This is a genomic window from Actinoplanes missouriensis 431 (genome assembly GCF_000284295.1).
In the GTDB taxonomy this organism is placed as follows: domain Bacteria; phylum Actinomycetota; class Actinomycetes; order Mycobacteriales; family Micromonosporaceae; genus Actinoplanes; species Actinoplanes missouriensis.
The window spans coordinates 3,423,390-3,441,863 of the sequence record NC_017093.1; the positions used below are offsets into that span (position 1 = coordinate 3,423,390).

Below are 18,474 nucleotides of genomic sequence, written 5' to 3' on the forward strand. Positions count from 1 at the left end.
GCCCGCCTCGGCGGCGGCGCCCTCCCGGGCGCCGCCGCCGGCACCAGGCTGATCACCACACCCGGATACGACTGCTTCCGGCCGCGAGTTCGGCAAGCGGCCCGGCCGGGTACGCCCGGTCCTGCTCCTTGTGCGCGCCCGTCAGGTCGGTCGCGATGACGGCCGGCGTCCCGTCCCGCTCCTCGAACTCGGCGTCGGCGAACCGGACCCGCTCCAGGTCATGCCCGCCGACCGGGGTGATACCCGGCCCGCCGATGCCCTCCGGCAGGTCGGTCACCAGGTACACCTCGTCGCCCTCCTCGACGACCGACACCGCCCCGCCGGAAAGGGTCACCGCGTCCCGCTCACCGGCGTAGGCGCGGGCACCTCCGGCGTAGACGTTGTCCCGGGCGTAGACCGCCTGCTTCACGCCGAGGTAGCGCTGGTGGTCACCGGGCGGCTGCTCGTCGATGCGCCGCAGGTACTCCTCGAAGGACGCCGGGTAGGCGTCGTAACCGGCGGTCCCCGCGTGCGCCGGCTCCCCACCTTCGGGAACCGACCCGCCGTACGCCGCGCCCGGGTCCCCGCCGACGAACACGTTGCCGATCCACCGGTCGTCGCCGCCGACGATGAACGCGTAGCCGGCCACCTGCGTGCTGTGCGGCAGGTGGTACGGCGTGGCCCGGTCCATCACCGGCATCAGCCACAGCGTGCCGCCGATCAGGTTGTGCACGAACGCCCCGCCCTGGCTCCACAGCTCCAAGGCGGCCGGCGAGGCGAGGACGTTGTGCTCCACCAGGTACGGCCCGTGGCTGACCTCGATGAACAGGTCCCGGTTGTTGTTGTAGTAGACGTTGCGCGACACCCGGGTGCCCTGCGTCTGCCAGTCCAGCCAGGTGCCCAGCGAGCAGTCGTGGATCCGGTTGTGCCGGATCACCACGTCGATCGCGGCGTGCAGCTTGATCCCGCCGATCTCGTACCCGTAGAACTCGCGCTTCAGCGCGATGTTGTAGATGTGGTTGTCCTCGATGGTGGAGAAGACGCAGCCCAGGTGGCCGACGATGCCGTTCTGCCCGCAGTCGTGGACGGTGTTGCGGCGGATCACGTGCGAGCCGATGTGCTCACGGTCCCAGCCGATCTGCCGGGCCGCGAAGACCGACTCCAGCTGGTACTGGTAACCGGGCTTGTCGCCGCGCTCGGTGGCGTAGTTGTGGCCGGTCGACGCCTCCTTGCCGATCGAGATCGCCGAGCACTTCGCGTCGTGGATGTGGTTGTCCTCGATGATCCAGCCCTTGGCCCAGTTCGGGCCGATCAGCCCGGGCTGGTCGGCGGTGGGCGGCGTCCACGGGGTGGCTGCCTGGCAGAGTTCGAAGCCGCGCACGGTGATGTAGTCCAGGTGCGGCAGGAGCGGATAGAAGACCGACCGGCGTACGTTGATCTCGGTGAGCTCGGTGTTCGGATCGGCGCCCTGGAAGTTCGCCCAAATCGTCGTCTCCGCGGGCCCCACCTCGGCGTACCAGACCAGCAGGGTCCGTTCCGGCTCCCGGATCCGGTCGGTGACGCCGGTCCAGTCGTCGACCACCTCGATCCGCTTCTCCGGCGCGACCACCTCGGCGCGCGAGCCGGCCTCGTAGAAGCTGACGCCGTTGAGGTAGACGTCACCCAGATGCTTGCCGTAGACGACCCAGTCCCCGGCGATCTCCTCGGCGAACGGGTTGAAGTCGCCGAAGAGCGTGTTGGGCACGGTCGCCCGCCACACGGTTCCCTCGTCCGGCTCCCAGGTGGTGATCCGCTCGGAGCCCTTGATGACGACGTGCTCGCCCTCGGCCGCCTGGTAGGTGATGCGCCGGGTGTCGCTCAGGCCGCCGCGCCGTGGCGTGACCCATTCCCGGTACTCGCCGGCGTGCACGACCACGGTGTCCCCGGGCCGGGCGAGCGCGGCGGCCCGGTTGATGGTCCGCAACGGACGCTGCGGAGATCCGTCGGCGTCGTCGTTGCCGGTGGTCGCCACATGCAGCGATGTCATCTCGTATGGCCTTTCTATCCTTTGACGGCGCCGGTGAGGCCACCGACGATGCGACGCTCGAACAGGCTGAAGAACACCAGCGCCGGGATCATCGACAACGATGTGAACGCGAGCACCTTCGCGGTGTCGACCGAATACTGCGACGCGAACGCCTGCACGCCCAGGGGCAGCGTGAATCCATCCTGGTCGTTGAGGATGAACAGCGGCAACAGGTAACTGTTCCAGCTGTTCACGAACGCGAGGATGCCGGTGGTGATCAGGCCCGGCACGCTCAGCGGCAGCACCATCCGCCAGAAGAAGCCGAGCCGGCTGCATCTGTCGATGGCGGCGGCCTCCTCGATCTCCCGGGGGATCGCGCGCAGGAACGGGACCAGGATGATGATCGTGGTGGGGAGCCCGAAGGCGATCTGCGGCAGGATGACGCCGGGCAGCGTGTTCACCAGCCCGAGGTTCTTCACCAGGATGTACAGCGGCGTGATGGCGACCGTCGCCGGGAACATCAGGCCGGCGGCGAACAGGGCGTACAGGGCGCCTCGGCCTTTGAATCGGTAGCGGGCCAGGACGTAACTGGCCATCACGCCGAGCACGACGACGCCGATCGTGGTGGTGAGCGCGACGATCGTGGAGTTGCCGACCTGACGCCAGAAGACCTCGCCGGTCAGCACGTTGGTGTAGTTGGAGAACACCCAGGGGTCGGGGAGGCCGGCCGGGTCGGTGGTGATCTGCGAGTTGGTCCGGAAGCCGCCGACGACGATGTAGAAGACGGGCCCGAGCATGAGACCGATCAGCACCAGCGCGACGAAATAGCGGGAATGTCTCATGCCTGTCCTTCGCTGTCCCGGCGCAGCACGAACCGCTGGTACACGAGCGCGATGATCATGGAAATGGTGAAGAGCACGACCGCGACGGCGTTGCCGTAGCCGTAGTTCGCCGCGTTACGGCCCTCGACGACCATGTACGTCGCCATCGTCGAGGTGCCGGCCGTCGACGCGACGTACTGCCCCCAGATGATGTAGACCAGGTCGAACAGCTGCAGCGCGCCGATGATCGACAGGAATGCCCAGATCCGGATGGTGGGTCCGAGCAGCGGCAGGGTGATCCGCCACTGGGTCTGCCAGAACGTCGCGCCGTCGACCGCAGCCGCCTCGGAGAGCTCCTCCGGGATGTTCTGCATGCCGGCCAGGAACAGGATCACCGCGAACCCGATGTACTTCCAGGTCAGGATCAGCATCAGGGTCCAGATGGCGAGGCTCGGGTTCGCCAGCCAGTCCTGCGCCAGCCCGTCGAGGCCGATCGACCGCAGCACGTCGTTGACCGCGCCGTTGGTCTGCAGCAGCAGCGCCCACGCCGTCCCGACGATCACTTCGGAGATCACGTACGGGACGAAGATCAGCACCCGGATCAGCGACTGGCCGCGCATCTTCTGGTTGAGCAGCAGCGCCAGTCCGACCGCGATCGGGCCCTGCAGCACCAGCGACAGCACCACGACCTGGCCGTTGTGCCACAGCGCGTCGTGGAAGGTGGGGTCCTGCAGGATCGTGACGTAGTTGTCCAGCCCGACGAAGTCGGTCGGCGGCCCGTACCCCTTCCACCGGTAGAAGCCGTAGTACGCGGCCATCACCACCGGGAAGATCACGAAACTGGCGAACATCAGGATCGCCGGGCCGGAGAGCGCCAGGATCTCCAGGCGCTGCTTCCAGCCGATCCCGCGCCGGCGGGGCCGGACCGGAGGCGGCGTCCGCACGCCACCCCCGGCCCGCACCTCGGTGACCGTCACGGTCAGCCCTTCTTGGCCGCGTCGTTCACGGCCTGGATGATCCCGGCGACGTCACCCTTGCCGGCCAGCATGTTCACCACGCCGACGTTGAGCGCGTTGCCGACGTTCTGCCCGTAGATCGTGTCCAGCCAGAGCGAGACGTACGGCGCCTTGTTGTAGGCGTCGAGGACCGCCTTGAGGTAGTCCTCGGTGACCGCGCCCTGCGCCTGCTTGTTCACCGGCAGCGCGTTGTACGCCTTGTAGTACGCCTCCTGCACGTCCTTGGTGAGCAGGTAGTTGAGGAAGTCGCTGCACTCCTTCGGCGCCTGCGCCGAACACGAGTACCCGTCCGTGCCACCCATGATCGCGGCCGGGTCGCCCTGCCCGCCGGGAACCGCGGGGAACGGGAAGAAGCCCAGGTCGGGCAGCGGCTTCTGGTCCTTGGTCAGCGAGGCGATGACGCCCGGGTCCCAGGCGCCCATCAGCTCCATGCTCGCCTTGTGGTTGGCGACCAGACCGGCCGAGCTGCCCGCGCCCTGCTGGGCGGAGGTGGTCAGGAAGCCGTCGTTGAACGGTTTCGTGGCGGCGAAGGCCCGCAGGTCCTCGCCGGCCTTGACCCAGCACGGGTCGCCGAAGTTCTTGTCCTTGGCGGCCGCGTCGAGGGAGGCCTGGTTGCACGAGCGCAGGGCGAAGAAGTAGTACCAGTGGGCGGCCGGCCACGCGTCCTTGGCACCGAGCGCGACGGGCGTGCCGTTGGCCTTGAGCTTGCTGACCGCCTGGTTGAGCTCGTCCATCGTGGCCGGCGGCGTGGTGACGCCTGCCTTCGCGAAGAGGTCCTTGCTGTACCAGAGACCCCCGGGCAGGATCGACACCGGTACGGCGTAGGACTTCCCGTCGATCTGACCCGTCCCGAGCGCCGCGTCGCCGACGGCCTGCTTGGTCTCCGCGGTGATGTCGTTCGTGATGTCCTTGAGCTGTCCCGCCTCGACCATCGCGGCCATCTTGCCGCCGCCGCGCTGCAGGAAGATGTCCGGCGCGGAGCCCGAGTTCAGCGCGGTCTGCAGCTTGCCGTCCAGGTCCTCGTTCTGCACCTGCTGAATCTTGATCTTCACCGTGGGGTGGGCGGTCTGGTAGTCGGCGACCGCCTTGTCCCAGAACGCCGCGCCCGGCCCGGTCGAGGCGTTGTGCCAGAGCTGCATCGTGACGTTGCCACCGGAATCGGAGCCGTCGTCGTCACCGCCCCCACAGGCGGCGAGGCCGGCGGTGCTCAGCGCGAGCACGGTCGCCGCGGCGAGGGTCCTCCTGGAAAACATGTGGTGCCCACCTCTCGGTAGCGAAACTTTCGGAAGTGATTCGAAAGATGTCGCTCAAGTTATGGAGAGGTGAGAACGCGTGTCAAGATGTAACGCGCCAGATCCTGCGGCGGACGGGTCCGGAGTCGCGGTGGGCGGAAATCGCAAGTTGGCGGCTGTGATCGAAACTTTCGGAGATGGATGGCGGACGGAGGGCAGGGTGAAGCGGTGCGGCCGCATCGCGCGACCGCACCGCTGGAGCGGGGAAGGTCAGCTGAGGCTGAACCGCTGGTTGGCCTGCCCGTTGCAGTCGTAGATCTGCACCTGCTGGCCGTTGCCGGTGCCCCACACGTCCAGGCAGCGGCCGGACTGCACGCCGGTGATGGTCCCGTTGGCGTTGACGTTCCACTGCTGGTTGGCCTGGCCGTTACAGGCGTAGATCTGCACCGCCGCGCCGTTGCCGGAGCCCGCCGCGTCCAGGCACCGCGAGCCGTAGACGGTCAGCTGCCTGCTCGAGGTGAGCGTCCACGCCTGGTTGGTCTGGCCGTTGCAGTCGTAGAGCTGCACCCGCGTGCCGTTGGTCTGCGACGCGCTCGGCACGTCGATGCACCGGCCGGACTGGGCGCCGACGATCCGGCCGGCCCCGCCCGGGTTGCTGCTGCCGCTCGGCGCGGGCGACGACGGGGTCGGCCCGGCGCCGTTGAGGGCGTTGAGCACCGAGGTGTACGCCGCCTTCTTGGCGCCGCTGCGGTCGAAGAGCAGCGGGTTCTCGCTGGCGCGCCACGAGTCGGAGTCGCGGACGCCCCACACCGTGATGCCGATGCAGCGCGGCACGTTCAGGCAGGCCTGGGTCAGCCCGGCGTACTGCGAGGTCGAGGCGTTGGTGACGTCCACCTCGGTCAGCGCCACGTCCACGCCGAGGGCGGCGAAGTTCTGCAGGGTGGTCTGGAAGTTGCCGGGCAGCGAGCTGCCCCCGGTGAAGTGGGTCTGCAGGCCGACGCAGTCGATCGGCACGCCGCGCGACTTGAAGTCCCGGATCATGTTGTAGACGCCCTGCGTCTTGCCGTAGGACCAGTTCTCGATGTTGTAGTCGTTGTAACAGAGCTTGGTCGACGGGTCGGCGGCGCGCGCGGTCCGGAACGCGACCTCGATCCAGTCGTTGCCGGTGCCCTGCAGGTTGGAGTTGCGGCGGCTGCCGTCCTCGTTGAACGCCTCGTTGACGACGTCCCATGCGGCGAGCTTGCCCTTGTAGTGGGCCATCACGCCGTTGATGTGGTCGATCATCGCCTGGCGCAGGCTGCTGCCGCCGAGGTTCTGCATCCAGCCCGGCTGCTGCGCGTGCCAGGCGAGGGTGTGACCGCGGACCTGCAGGCCGCGCTGGGTGGCCCAGTTGTAGATCTGGTCACCGGAGCTGAAGGTGAACTGACCACGCTGGGGCTGCGTGGCGTCCGGCTTCATCTCGTTCTCGGCGGTGATCATGTTGAACTCGCGGCCGGCGATCGTGCTGTAGGTCGAGTCACCGAGGCGGCTCGCGGCGACGGCCGTGCCGAAGTAGCGGCCGGACTGCGCGGCCGCGGCGCCGAGCGTGCTCGCCGCGGCGTTGGCGTCCGGCATGACCATCAGGGCGCTGAACGCCCCGACCGCGGCCACGGTGGCGGCGACCAGCAGGCGGCGGGGGAGAGGTGGGGATGTGGTTGCCACGAGAGATTTCCCTTTCTCGACAGCGACGATTTTCAATGCAGCGATGCTGGCATGGCAACATTCCGGAAACAAGAGATTCCGGAAGGCAGCCGTAACTTCTGGGTCCCCCCGCAAGCAGCTGCGAACAGCGAAAACACCTATCTAGCTGCGCGTTCTTTCGAAGCTATTCACCCTCTCGCCGGAAGCAGAATTCCGAAACTATCGGAGGCTCGACTCCAGCGCCGTTGATCGCATAACACTTCTGCGAACAGTTCTTTTCGCGAAAGGCGGTGAATGGCCATGAGGTGTGCCCGCGCCCGGATGGGCTTGACCTTGTCACTGTGTCAAGCCGTTCACTGGGGCCATGACCACGATGCTGGAGAGCCCGAACTCGTCGGCCCGGCTGCAGGCTGCCCTCGCTGCCGGGACGTCCGCCGACCCGCAGCTGATCGACAAGCTGGTCGAACGCTGCGGGGCCGAGCCGGACTTCTTCGTCCGCGACATGCTGACCTGGGCGCTCACCCGCTACCCGTCGTCGCTCACGGTGCCCCGCCTGATCACGTCCCTCACCTCGCCGAACCCGCGGGCCCGCAGCCAGGCGCTGCACACGCTTTCCAAGATCGGCGACCGGGGGGCGTGGCCGGCGATCACCACGGCGCTGCTGACCGATTCTGACGACGAGGTGGCGCGCACCGCGTGGCGTACCGCCGTCGTGCTCGTGCCCGCCGGCGCCGAGCCCGAGCTCGCGGCGGTTCTCGCCACCCAGCTGGGCCGGGGCGGCCGCGAGACGCAGCTCAGCCTGAGCCGGGCGATGATCGCGCTCGGTGACGTGATCCAGCCGCTGCTGGAGACCGCCACGATCAACCCCGCCGATCGGGTACGGGAACACGCGCTCGCCACCCGGCACCTGGCGCTCGATCCGGAGGCGGGCTTCGCGTTCGCGGTCGAGGAGGCGAAACGTATCGTGGCCCTGGGCCCGGCCGCTGCTTCCGGCGCGGCCTCGCCGGGATCCTCTGATCCGGCCTTGCCGGAGACTTCCGGGGCGGCGTCGCCGGCGGCTGCCGATCCGGCCGAGCAGGGGGTGTAGGGCAACTGTGTTGATCGGGGACGTGGCGCGGCGGTCCGGGGTGAGCGCTCGCATGCTGCGGCACTACGAGTCGCTCGGCCTGCTCCGGCCGACGGGTCGCAGCGCCGGCGGCTACCGGGAATACTCCGGCGACGACATCCGGCGGATCTCGCACATCGAGATGCTGCGCTCGCTGGGGCTGTCGCTGCGCGAGGTCGGCCGCGCCCTGGACGACCCCGAGTTCACACCGTCCGCCCTGGTCGCCGACCTGATCCGGCAGACCCGGGAACGCATCGCCGCCGAGACCGAGCTGCTCACCCGGTTACGCCGGATCGACACCGCCGAACCCGCCGGCTGGGACGACGTGCTGCGGGTCGTCGCGCTGCTGCAGGCCCTGGGCTCGGACAGCGCCGGCCGGCGGCAGCGGGCGGCCCTGGCCCCGGCGCAGTTCCCGTCGCTGTTCCCGGCCGAGCGGATGCCGGTGGAGGCGCTGGTCGAGGCGGCGCTCAGCGAGACCGACCCGAACGCGGCCGGGGCGCTGCGGTGGGCACTCGCACGATCCGGCGAGGAGGGGCTGGGGCCGCTGGCCGAGGCCCTGGACGCGCCGTCGGAGGAGGTGCGCAGGCGGGCGGTGGAGACCATCGCCGAAATCCCGGGGGAGGCGGCGACCGCGATCCTCCTGGACTACCTGACCGAAACCGATTTTGATACGGACGTCTCTGCTGGCGCCTTCTCGCGGGCCGGCGCTGACGACGATCTCGCGGTTCGGCGGCGGGTGGCGCTCGTTCTCGGAGCGCGGGGCGTGGCCGAAGCCGTGCCGACGCTGATCGGCATGATCGTCGACCAGGCCAACGACGTGGACGCGGCCGATGCGCTCAGCGCGCTCGCGGCCGACCCGGCCCTGACCGACCGGATCGCCACCGGCCTGGTCGACCGCCTGCACGCCGACGACGTCGACGCGGCCGCCCGTGGCCGGCTCACACAGGCGCTCGCCGACATTCCGGGCGAGACCACCACCCGAGCCCTGACCAGCCTGGCCGGGGACGAGGACCGCGCGGTCGCGCTGACCGCCACCTACCTCCTGAAACGCCGCGCCGGCTGACGACGGCCGGACCGCCTCCCGGCTCACGCCGGGGACCGCCGCGCCGGCTGACGACGCACGCCGGGATGCCCGGGTGCGGGCTTCAGCGGCGCCCGCCGAACGTACACGGGTGCACTTCGATCAGCGGTTTCGCGTGGGCGAGCACCAGATATCGCCCGCCGAGCTCGTCCCGGCTGCCCGGGAAGTCCCACATCGTTCGCCCGAGCAGGTCGACGAACCGCCGGATCACCACGGAACGGTAGATTCCGGCGAGATAGTTCGGTTCCCGTACCCGAAGGTGGTGACGGTTGTGGGGTCTGGCAGGTCGACGATGTGCAGGCTGCCGGTGGCGGTCTCGCCGTCGTCGGTGAGGGTCGGGCCGCGCGCGATCATCTGATCGGCGAACCGGTCCATGAACGCCCAATGCTCCTCCACGAGCCGGTCACGCAGCTCCGCGGAACCGTCACGATCACGGCAGTAGAAGAAGTAATCGCCCATCCGACGAGGATGGCATCCGATCCGCGCAGGAGCCGTCCCCGGGCGGGTCTCTAGGCTGGGGGAATGAAGGTTCTGTCCATCCAGTCGGCGGTCGCGCACGGCCACGTCGGCAACTCCGCGGCCGTGTTCCCCCTGCAGCGCATCGGCGTCGAGGTCGTCCCGGTCCTCACGGTGAATTTCTCCAACCACACGGGCTACGGCGCCTGGCGGGGTCCGCTGATCCCACCGGCGGATGTGGCCGAGGTGCTCCTCGGTGTCGAGGAGCGGGGAGTGTTCCCGCAGATCGACGCGGTGCTCTCCGGTTACCAGGGCGGCGCCGGCATCGCCGACGTCATCATCGACGCGGTCGGCCGGGTCAAAGCGGCAAACCCCGCAGCGGTGTACGCCTGTGACCCCGTCATGGGTAACGCCAAGTCGGGCTGTTTCGTCGCCCCGGAGATCCCCGTGCTGCTCCGCGACCGCGTCGTCCCGGTCGCCGACATCATCACCCCGAACCAGTTCGAACTCGGCTTCCTGACCGGCACCGAGCCGGCGAGCATCGAGTCGACCCTGGCCTCGGCCGACCTGGCCCGCGCCATGGGTCCGTCGACGGTGCTGGTCACGAGCGTGGAGCGCCCGGACCGCGAGGAGGGCACGATGGAGATGCTGGTTGTCGACGACGCCGGCGCCTGGATCGTCACCACCCCGCACCTGCCGTTCAAGGCGAACGGCTCGGGCGACGTCACGGCGGCGCTGTTCACCGCCCACTACGTCACGACGAAGAACGCCGCGCTGTCCCTGGAACGCACGGCGTCCAGCGTCTTCGACCTGATCGAGACGACGTACCGTTCCGGCGAGCGGGAGCTGCAGCTGGTCCAGGCGCAGCAGTTCTACGCTGAGCCGCGCATGCAGTTCAGCGCGAAGCAGGTGCGCTGACCCCAGCCCGCCGGCCGCACCCGGCCCGCGCTTCGGGGCGCGGGCCGGATGCTTTGCGGGGGTGGCGGCTTCCCGGGCGAGGCCGGCGCTGCTCGTGGGCAACGGCGCCGCTCGTGGGCAACGGCGTGGTCAGTGCGTGAGCACCGGGCGCACCTCGACCCACCCGTCAGCCACCGGAATCATGCGGCCGATCCACACGGCGTGATCGAGGTCCGACGCTTCCACGATGAAGTAGCCGGCGACGGTGTGCGCCCCGCCGACGAGCGACCCCTCGACCGTCACGTTGTCCCGCACCGACACGGCCTCCGAGACCGGCGGCAGCGCGTTGCCCGAGATGATCCGGCCCCCGGTCTCGGCGATCTGCCGGGGGAGCCGCATGTGGGCTTCGAGGACGGTGGGCAGGGCCGCCCGGGCGCTGCGCGGCACCTCACGCTCATAGATCAGGATCATGAAATGCGGAAGATCCGACTGCGTTTCCGGTGACACCACGCCCATCCCCGCCGATCCTGTTCACGGACCCGGTCGACCCTAGCAGCCGCGAGCACGATAACAGTCAAGGCTGCCTGTTTCAGGCCAGCAGGGCGTGCCGGGCGATCTCCTTCCAGTGTTCCAGCAGTGGCTCTGACGACGGGTCGCGGGCGTCGAAGGCGTAGCTCAGCGCCGTGCCCCGCATGCTGGTGAAGAGCACCGGCCGGATCGGGGAGTACAGCGGCCGGCCCACCAGGTCCGGGCCGAAGAGGTGGTCCATCCGGCCCCAGATGGCCTGGCCCAGCCGCTTCTCCGCCGGGCGGATCGCGGCGGCGAGGACCGGCTCGGTGCGCGCGGCGACCCACAGTTCGGTCGCCGCCCAGAAACTCGGCTCCTGGAATGTCGCCCAGAGCACGTCCACCACCACGGCGATCCGCTCGCCGGGACCGCTCGCCTCGGCGATCCGCTCGCTCAGCACCGGCGGGACCGGCTGCTCCAGCTGCGTGGCGAAGATGTGGTGCGCGGCGGCGACCAGCAGCTCCTCCTTGGACGGGAACTGGTGCAGCATCCGGCCGCGCGACATGCCCGCCTCGGCCTGGATCGAGATGGTGCTGGTCCGGGCGTACCCGTCGCGCAGCAGGCAGGTGACGGCCGCGTCGAGGATCAGGGACCGGGACTCCCTGGTGCGGTCCGCCCGGGAGCTGGTTGTCGTCATGACGTCGACAATAACGGTCTAGGCTGACTGAACGGCGGCGAGCGCTATCCGTACATAATCGGCCGCCGCCTCCTCGGGAGTCTGCGGGCCGCTCGGCTGGAACCATCCGGCCACCCCCTGGCACATCGCCAGGATCGCCCGCCCGCACGCCGTCGGATTCGTCGTCCGGAAGACGCCGGCCCGGCACCCCGCCGTGATCGTGTCGCGCAGCAGGCCCTCGATCCGGTCCCGGTGCTTCACGTAACGCTCCAGGTGCGGCGGGGTCAGCGACCGCCGCTCGGAGTCTAGGAACGCCAGGTCACGATGGTGTGCCATGTAGAGGACGATCGCCTCGACGGCGCCGCTGAGCCGGGCGACCGGGTCCGATCCGGCCTCTTCCAGGGCGGCGTCGACGTGGCTGGTGACGATCTCCATGGCGTGATCGAGCAGCGCCATCAGGATCGCCTGCTTGTTCTCGAAGTGGTAGTAGAGCGCCGGAACGGTCACCCCCACCTCGCCGGCGATCTTGCGGACGCTCGTCGCGTCGTACCCGTGCCGGACTATCTGCTCGAGCGACACCGTAAGGATCGGTGGCAGCTCCAGCGCGGGATACACGGTCCACTCCCTCATAACGCTGACATGCCTCCGTCGACGACAAGGCTCGTTCCGGTCATGTAGGAGGAGGCGGGCGAGGCCAGGAAGAGCAGCGCCCCGTCCAGTTCGGCCTGCTCCCCGAACCGGCCGAGCATGCTGTTGCGGGCGACCATCGCCCGCAGTTGCTCATCATCATTCGCGGTCATCTCGCTGGCGAAGTACCCGGGGCAGAGCGCGTTCACCCGGATCCCCTTGCGCGCCGACCACTCCTGGGCGAGATCGCGGGTGAGCCCGAGGACGCCGGCCTTGCTCGCTGCGTAGGCGGCCTGCGGGAACGGCGGCGCGATGTGCGCGAGCACGCTCGCCACGTTGACGATCGAGGAGCCGTGCGGCATGTGCGGTGCGCAGGCCTGCGCCATCCAGAACGGTCCGGCCAGGTTCACCCGGAGCACCGACGCGAAGGCCTCGGGTGTCTCCCGCGAGGCCGGCACGGCGTGTCCTATCCCGGCGTTGTTGATCAGCACGTCGACGTGACCGAATGCGGACACCGTCGCCGCGACGGCCGCCCGGCACTGCTCCGGGTCGCCGACGTCGGCCGCGTGGGTGATCACGCGCGTGCCTCCGGCCCGCAACTTCTCCGCGAGCCCGGTGAGCCGATCGGCCCGGCGCGCGACGAGCGCCAGGCCCGCGCCTGCGGCGGCGAGGGTACGGGCGAAACCCGCCCCCAGCCCCGAACTCGCACCGGTCACCAGGGCGACCCGGCCGTCGAGACGAAACATGTCCACTGCTGACACCCCTTGACTTTCGGCTACTGTGGCCCGAATTCTAGTTAGCGCTCGCTAAGTAGACGAGAGGCGCTCCGAGAATGACCGATCTGTATGCACGACGCTCACTCTTCGACGACGAGCACGAGGCGTTCCGGGACAGCGTCAAGGAGTTCGTCACCCGCGAGGTCGCCGCGCACGTCGAGGACTGGGAGGACGCCGCCGACATCCCGCGTCACGTCTGGCGGGTCGCCGGTGACCTGGGCTATCTCGGCCTGCCGGTGCCCGAGGAGTTCGGTGGCGGCGGCATCGGCGACTACCGCTTCCGGACCGCGATGATCGAGGAGACCGCCCGGGTCGGCGCGAACTCGCTTGCGGCCGGGTTCGCCGCGCAGACCGACGTCGTGCTGCCGTACTTCATCGACCTGGCCGCCGGTGAGCAGCGCAAACAGTGGCTGCCGAAGCTCGCGTCCGGCGAGTGGATCGGGGCGATCGCGATGACCGAGCCCGGCACCGGCTCGGACCTCAAGGGCATCCGCGCCACGGCGGTCCGCGACGGCGACGGCTGGGTCCTCAACGGCTCGAAGACGTTCATCACCAACGGCATCAACGCGGATCTCGTCGTCGTGGTCGCCCGCACCGGCGAGGGCGCGTTCAGCCTGTTCGTCGTCGAGAGCGGCACGTCCGGCTTCACCCGCGGCCGCAAGCTGCGCAAACTCGGGCTCAAGGCGCAGGACACCGCGGAGCTGACCTTCGACGACGTGCGGCTGGGTCCGGGCGCGCTGCTGGGGGAGGAGGGCCGCGGGCTGCACGCGCTGATGGCCCACCTGCCGCTGGAACGCCTCAACATCGCCGTCACCGCGTGTGCCGGGGCCCGCGCCGCGCTGGCCTGGACGATCGACTACGTCCGGGACCGTACGGCGTTCGGCAAACAGCTCGCCGAGTTCCAGAACACCCAGTTCGCGGTCGCCGAGATGGTCACCGAGCTGGAGGTGACGCAGGCGTACGTGGATGACGCCGTGCTGCGCTTCAACGCCGCCGAGCTGTCCGCGGTGGACGCGGCGAAGGCCAAGTGGTGGGCCACCGAGATGCACAAACGGATCGTGGACCGCTGCCTGCAGCTGTACGGCGGGTACGGCTACATGCTGGAGTACCCGATCGCCCGCGCCTACGCCGACACCCGGGTCACCACGATCTACGGCGGCACCACCGAGATCATGAAGCTGATCATCGCGCGTGACGTGCTGGAGACCCGGTGACGGCGGCCCTGGTCCGGCCGGAGCGGCTCGGGCCCGCGCTCGCCGCCGCGCTCAAGGACGACGCCTGGCTCACCTTCACCGCCGAGCTGATCACCGGCGGCAAGTCCAACCTGACGTTCCGGCTGCGGTCGGACGCCGGCGAGGTCATCCTGCGACGGCCACCGGATGGCGAACTGCGGCAGAGCGCGCACGACATGGGACGCGAGTGCCGGGTGCAGACGGCACTGGCCGGCACCCCCGTACCGGTGCCGGAGATTCTGTTGGACGATGCCGGCGGCGAGCTGATCGGCGTGCCCAGCTACGTCATGTCGGCGATGCCCGGCGTCGTGGTGCGCGACGCGCTGCCGCCCGGATTCCCGGCGGACCTGCGGGCGCTCGCTCGCGGGCTGGTGGACGCCCTCGCCGCGATCCACACGGTCGACGTGGCGAAGGCTGGGCTGGGCGATTTCGGTCGCGCGGACGGCTACCTGGACCGGCAGATCCGGCGCTGGAGCCGGCAGTGGGAGGCGGTCGGGCAGGACGGGGTGCTGGCCGTCGACGAGCTCGCGGCGGCGCTGGCGGCCGCGGTTCCGGAGCGGACCGGGCAGTCGCTGGTGCACGGCGACTTCCGGATCGACAACTGCGTGCTCGATCCGGATCGGGGCGGTGTCCGCGCGGTTCTCGACTGGGAGATGTCCACGCTCGGGGATCCCCTCGCTGACCTGGGACTTCTGCTGTTCTACTGGCGGGAGCCGGGTGAGCAGCCGTGGCGGCTGGCGCCGTCGATCACCCGTACCCTCGGATTTCCCCGTCGTGCCGAGATCGCCGCCTGGTATGCCGAGGCGACCGGCGCCGATCTCTCGCACCTCACCGTCTACCTGGCTCTCGCCCACCTCAAGTTCGCGGTGATCACCGAGGACATCAATGTGCGTGTTCGGTCAGGGGCGATGGCGGGTCAGGACTTCGGCGATCTCACCGGGGAGTCCGCCCGGATCGCCGAGGCGGGGCTCGACGTTCTCGGAAAGGTCTGAGATGGACTTCGCACCCAGCCGGATCTCCACCGACATGGTCGACGCGATGTGGCAGTTCATGCATGACCGCGTCTTTCCCGCCGAACCGGTGTGGAGGGCGCAACTCGCCGAGCTCGGCCCGCACTCCACGCCGCCGGTCCTCGAGGACCTGAAACGAGACGCCCGCCATCGCGGCCTGTGGAACCTTTTCCTGCCCTCGGTCTCCGGGCTCAGCAACCTGGAGTACGCGCCGGTCGCCGAGGTCACCGGCTGGTCCCCGGTGATCGCGCCGGAGGCGATCAACTGCCAGGCGCCGGACACCGGCAACATGGAACTGCTGCACATGTTCGGCACGCCGGAGCAGAAGAGCCGCTGGCTGGAGCCGCTGCTGGACGGGACGCTGCGATCCGCGTACGCGATGACCGAGCCGCAGGTCGCCTCCTCGGACGCGACGAACATCGAGACGTCCATCGTCCGCGACGGCGACTCCTACGTGATCGACGGCCGCAAGTGGTGGATCACGGGCGTCGCGGACGCGCGGTGCCGGGTCTTCATCGTGATGGGCAAATCGGATGTCTCGGCCGCGCCGCACCGCCAGCAGTCCATGATCATCGTGCCGCGCGACACCCCGGGCGTCGAGGTGATCCGCAACCTGCCGATCTTCGGTTACCAGGATCAGCACGGGCACTGCGAAATCAACTTCTCCGGGGTACGGGTACCGGCCACCAACCTGATCGGCGAGGAGGGCGCCGGTTTCGCCCTCGCACAGGCCCGCCTCGGACCCGGCCGGATCCACCACGCGATGCGGGCGATCGGGATGGCCGAACGTGCCCTGGCCCTGCTCGTCGACCGCGCCCGGAGCCGCACCGCGTTCGGCAGCACGCTCGCCGAGCAGGGCGTCGTCCAGCAGTTGATCGCCGACTCCCGGATCGAGATCGACCAGGTACGCCTGCTCGTCCAGAAGACCGCCTGGCTGATCGACACGCGGGGCGCCCGCGCGGCCCGCACCGAGATCGCTGCGATCAAGGTGGCCGCCCCGGCCGTCGCCACCCGCGTCATCGACCGGGCGATCGAGGTCTTCGGCGGGGCCGGGGTCAGTGATGACACGCCGCTGGCGTACTTCTACGCCTGGGCCCGGGTCCTGCGCATCGTCGACGGCCCGGACGCGGTGCATCGCCGCACGATCGCCCGCCAGGAACTCAAGCGTCCGACAGTCGCTGTGCCGCTTCCTTGAGGGCGGCGTCCACCTCGTCACGCGCATACCCGCGCAGGACGACCACCAGATCCGGGTCGAGCAGCCGTCGCCGGGCCGATTCCCGCTTCACCGGGTCGGCCGAGGCGACGGCTGCCTCCACCTCACCCAGGAGCTGATCGACGCGATCCCGGTCATACCCACGCAGCACAACGGTGAATGTCGATGTCACAAGGTCCACAGTAGCGACCCGGTGCCAGAAACGCCCCGTCAGTCTCTGGCATTGAGCATCGTCAGCAGCTTGACTGTCGTGCCCCAGCTGCGAATGGTCATCGACTTGTAGAGCGGCGACCTCAGCATCGAGCTCAACCGGCTCTTCGTGCGCTGGGCGCTGAGACGCTGCGAATAGACGACGCCTTTGCCCGGCCAGACCCGGTCCACGCCCTCGCGCGGATTGAAGATCGGCATCGCCTCGGCAGCGTCGATGCCGATCAGAAAAATGGCGTCACTGTGGTATTCGTCCGGCTGGTCCCCGAAGCCCGCCGGCCTGTCGTCCACGATCGCCCGGAGTTGATCACGCGTGAGGACCAGGATCCGGACCAGCTCGTCGTCCAGCGCGAAGGCCGTGGGCAGCGCCGATTCGATGTGAGCCGCTATCTCGCCGGCGCTCCGGTCCGACGTCACGATGACGTTGCCGCTGGCGATGAAGGTCGCGACGTCGAGATAACCGAGTCCTTCCAGGAACTTCTTCAGTTCCGCCATCAATACCCTGTTCTTGCCTCCGACATTGATGCCCCGCAGAAGGATCAGGAACGTCTCCACCGCGCCGAGTGTAGCCGCGGGCGGTCCGGTCGAGAGCCTCAGAAAGCGGCCTCGTCATAGCGGCGCCGCAACTCCGCTGCCTCGGCCTCGGACAGGGCCTCCCGGGACGCCACCTCCGCATACTCCGGCGGGAACATCTCATGCAGCCGGTCGATGAACCTGACGTCGGCGGTCGCCTCGACGACCTGGATGCCGGGCGGGTCGGTGGTCATGTCCAGGATGACCGGGCCGGCCAGCTTCACCGCCACGTCCCAGGGGCGGCCCGGCTCGGCGACCCCGCAGAGGTGGAAGCCGTAGACCGTCCGCACCTCCGGAAGAGCGCCGGCCCCGCGCGGCTCGTGGCCGTAGACGCGGACGCCGCAGATCACCTCGCCCTCCTGCTGGGCGCCGTGTCCGGCGTGCTGGTGCTGCTCCGGGCCGGATCGTTCCAGTGTGGTGCGCATGTCCGCGGTGAGCTGCTCGTCGAGCGCGGCCGGGGTCGTACCCGTGCCGTTGGTGTTGAGGAGGGCGACGGCCCCGGCCGAGAGTGCCAGGACGAGCGCCACCCACCCGTGTCTGCGGGCGATCATGATCGGGCTCTCACCTCGTCGTGGGGGACTCCCCCCGGTGGGGAACCGGGGGGAGTGTGGCGATCAGGCGAAGTTCACGTCGCTGCACCACATGTAGGCCTGGTCCAGATGGGAGGCCTGCCAGATGACGAAGAGCACGTGATGCCCGGTGTAACCCGAGGTGGAGATGTCGAACGAGATGTTCTGTGCGGGCGCGTACCTGCCGGTCTGCGTGATGAAGTCGAGGTTGCCCCAGCCGAGCTTCTGGGTGGCGGGGTTGAACCCCTGCTTGCTCACGTAGACGCGGAAGTAGTCGGCGCCGTGACTGGCCTGGTCGTACAGCTGGACCGTGAAGTTGCGGCTCAGCGTCGTCTGCTTCCAGGCGCCGGGCTGGTTCAGGCTGTCGTTGCGGGTCAGGCCGTTGCTGCAGAGCTGCCCGTCGGGGGTGCGGGCCTGGAACTGGCCGCCCAGGCCGTCACGCAGGGCGCTCATCCAGTTCCACATGGTGTCCGGGTTGGCCTGGAACGCCTGCCAGCACATCGGGTCCTGCTGTTGCATGGCCGGGTTCATGTGCTGGCTGCCCCAGGTCTTCCAGCACTGGTACGCGCGGGACGCCGGGTTGATGATCGTGCCGTGGGCCTGAGCCGCCCCGACCGAGGGCAGCAGGCTGAGCATCGTGGCCAGCAGGACGATCAGCACCTGGGCGGGCCGGCGGAGCCGAGTGGACTCGTGTGGGGGCACGGTGGTCCTCCGTTCTTCGACATCGGGGATGTGCGGGGATGTGGGAGCGCTCCCGGCCCAGCATCACATCCGCCGGTCGACATATCAACCCATGTCGATCAATCCGGTAC

General features: G+C 69.2%; 21 protein-coding genes. 6 read left to right on the forward strand and 15 right to left on the reverse strand.

Annotation, left to right across the window (positions count from 1 at the left end; translation table 11 throughout):
* Nucleotides 1-52 precede the first annotated feature (52 nt).
* The 5 genes from AMIS_RS15950 to AMIS_RS15970 form a co-directional block, all read right to left on the reverse strand.
* On the reverse strand, nt 53-2,005 hold the full coding sequence (locus tag AMIS_RS15950; RefSeq protein ID WP_014443361.1) for a right-handed parallel beta-helix repeat-containing protein: 1,953 nt from the start codon (nt 2,003-2,005) through the stop codon (nt 53-55).
* A gap of 14 nt (nt 2,006-2,019) precedes the next feature.
* Nucleotides 2,020-2,826: a carbohydrate ABC transporter permease gene (locus AMIS_RS15955; protein ID WP_014443362.1), complete on the reverse strand. Its 807-nt coding sequence runs from the start codon at nt 2,824-2,826 to the stop codon at nt 2,020-2,022.
* Entirely contained in the window at nt 2,823-3,782 is a 960-nt protein-coding gene (locus AMIS_RS15960; protein WP_014443363.1) for a carbohydrate ABC transporter permease, read from the reverse strand. The genes AMIS_RS15955 and AMIS_RS15960 overlap by 4 nt, the downstream gene beginning before the upstream one ends.
* A gap of 2 nt (nt 3,783-3,784) precedes the next feature.
* Nucleotides 3,785-5,074: an ABC transporter substrate-binding protein gene (locus AMIS_RS15965; protein WP_014443364.1), complete on the reverse strand. Its 1,290-nt coding sequence runs from the start codon at nt 5,072-5,074 to the stop codon at nt 3,785-3,787.
* A 249-nt stretch (nt 5,075-5,323) separates the two neighbouring features.
* Nucleotides 5,324-6,790, reverse strand: coding sequence for an endo-1,4-beta-xylanase (locus AMIS_RS15970; protein WP_014443365.1), 1,467 nt, complete (start codon nt 6,788-6,790; stop codon nt 5,324-5,326).
* Between the two features lie 307 nt (nt 6,791-7,097).
* Here AMIS_RS15970 and AMIS_RS15975 point away from each other — a divergent pair, with 307 nt between their 5' ends.
* Entirely contained in the window at nt 7,098-7,820 is a 723-nt protein-coding gene (locus AMIS_RS15975; RefSeq protein ID WP_014443366.1) for a HEAT repeat domain-containing protein, read from the forward strand.
* Nucleotides 7,821-7,827: 7 nt separating this feature from the next.
* On the forward strand, nt 7,828-8,901 hold the full coding sequence (locus AMIS_RS15980) for a MerR family transcriptional regulator (RefSeq protein ID WP_014443367.1): 1,074 nt from the start codon (nt 7,828-7,830) through the stop codon (nt 8,899-8,901).
* Between the two features lie 82 nt (nt 8,902-8,983).
* Here AMIS_RS15980 and AMIS_RS44095 read toward each other — a convergent pair whose 3' ends face one another.
* Both AMIS_RS44095 and AMIS_RS44100 read right to left on the reverse strand, forming a co-directional pair.
* Nucleotides 8,984-9,130, reverse strand: a complete 147-nt coding sequence (locus tag AMIS_RS44095) for a hypothetical protein (protein ID WP_014443368.1) — start codon at nt 9,128-9,130, stop codon at nt 8,984-8,986.
* Entirely contained in the window at nt 9,127-9,378 is a 252-nt protein-coding gene (locus AMIS_RS44100) for a YciI family protein (protein ID WP_014443369.1), read from the reverse strand. The genes AMIS_RS44095 and AMIS_RS44100 overlap by 4 nt, the downstream gene beginning before the upstream one ends.
* A gap of 63 nt (nt 9,379-9,441) precedes the next feature.
* On the opposite strand from AMIS_RS44100, the gene pdxY reads away from it, so the two are divergent.
* The gene (gene pdxY / locus AMIS_RS15990; protein ID WP_014443370.1) at nt 9,442-10,293 is read left to right on the forward strand and encodes a pyridoxal kinase PdxY; all 852 of its coding nucleotides are present in this window, start codon (nt 9,442-9,444) and stop codon (nt 10,291-10,293) included.
* 129 nt (nt 10,294-10,422) lie between these two features.
* Here the strand turns inward: pdxY and AMIS_RS15995 are convergent, their stop codons facing one another.
* The 4 genes from AMIS_RS15995 to AMIS_RS16010 all read right to left on the reverse strand — a co-directional run bounded on the left by AMIS_RS15995 (nt 10,423) and on the right by AMIS_RS16010 (nt 12,828).
* Nucleotides 10,423-10,743: a YciI family protein gene (locus tag AMIS_RS15995; protein WP_014443371.1), complete on the reverse strand. Its 321-nt coding sequence runs from the start codon at nt 10,741-10,743 to the stop codon at nt 10,423-10,425.
* A gap of 118 nt (nt 10,744-10,861) precedes the next feature.
* Nucleotides 10,862-11,476, reverse strand: coding sequence for a TetR/AcrR family transcriptional regulator (locus AMIS_RS16000; RefSeq protein ID WP_014443372.1), 615 nt, complete (start codon nt 11,474-11,476; stop codon nt 10,862-10,864).
* 18 nt (nt 11,477-11,494) lie between these two features.
* The gene (locus AMIS_RS16005; protein ID WP_197538029.1) at nt 11,495-12,070 is read right to left on the reverse strand and encodes a TetR/AcrR family transcriptional regulator; all 576 of its coding nucleotides are present in this window, start codon (nt 12,068-12,070) and stop codon (nt 11,495-11,497) included.
* Between the two features lie 11 nt (nt 12,071-12,081).
* A complete protein-coding gene (locus AMIS_RS16010; RefSeq protein ID WP_041830925.1) occupies nt 12,082-12,828 on the reverse strand; it encodes an SDR family NAD(P)-dependent oxidoreductase in 747 nt (248 codons plus the stop codon).
* A gap of 86 nt (nt 12,829-12,914) precedes the next feature.
* Between AMIS_RS16010 and AMIS_RS16015 the strand changes: the two genes are divergently transcribed.
* The 3 genes from AMIS_RS16015 to AMIS_RS16025 are packed head-to-tail and all read left to right on the forward strand — an operon-like array spanning nt 12,915 to nt 16,295.
* Complete coding sequence (locus AMIS_RS16015) at nt 12,915-14,072, forward strand: acyl-CoA dehydrogenase family protein (protein WP_014443375.1); 1,158 nt, start codon at nt 12,915-12,917, stop codon at nt 14,070-14,072.
* The gene (locus tag AMIS_RS16020) at nt 14,069-15,082 is read left to right on the forward strand and encodes a phosphotransferase family protein (RefSeq protein WP_014443376.1); all 1,014 of its coding nucleotides are present in this window, start codon (nt 14,069-14,071) and stop codon (nt 15,080-15,082) included. Before AMIS_RS16015 ends, AMIS_RS16020 begins: the two co-directional genes overlap by 4 nt.
* A 1-nt stretch (nt 15,083) precedes the next feature.
* Nucleotides 15,084-16,295, forward strand: coding sequence for an acyl-CoA dehydrogenase family protein (locus AMIS_RS16025; protein WP_014443377.1), 1,212 nt, complete (start codon nt 15,084-15,086; stop codon nt 16,293-16,295).
* Here AMIS_RS16025 and AMIS_RS16030 read toward each other — a convergent pair.
* The 4 genes from AMIS_RS16030 to AMIS_RS16045 form a co-directional block, all read right to left on the reverse strand.
* Nucleotides 16,261-16,485 (reverse strand): DivIVA domain-containing protein, encoded by a 225-nt coding sequence (locus AMIS_RS16030; protein ID WP_157434886.1) that lies wholly within the window; start codon nt 16,483-16,485, stop codon nt 16,261-16,263. The two genes, AMIS_RS16025 and AMIS_RS16030, sit on opposite strands and share 35 nt — an antisense overlap.
* A 38-nt stretch (nt 16,486-16,523) precedes the next feature.
* Complete coding sequence (locus AMIS_RS16035) at nt 16,524-17,075, reverse strand: DUF1697 domain-containing protein (RefSeq protein ID WP_014443378.1); 552 nt, start codon at nt 17,073-17,075, stop codon at nt 16,524-16,526.
* A gap of 38 nt (nt 17,076-17,113) precedes the next feature.
* Nucleotides 17,114-17,644: a hypothetical protein gene (locus AMIS_RS16040; RefSeq protein ID WP_014443379.1), complete on the reverse strand. Its 531-nt coding sequence runs from the start codon at nt 17,642-17,644 to the stop codon at nt 17,114-17,116.
* Between the two features lie 63 nt (nt 17,645-17,707).
* Nucleotides 17,708-18,364, reverse strand: a complete 657-nt coding sequence (locus tag AMIS_RS16045; RefSeq protein WP_014443380.1) for a lytic polysaccharide monooxygenase auxiliary activity family 9 protein — start codon at nt 18,362-18,364, stop codon at nt 17,708-17,710.
* Between the last annotated feature and the right edge of the window lie 110 nt (nt 18,365-18,474).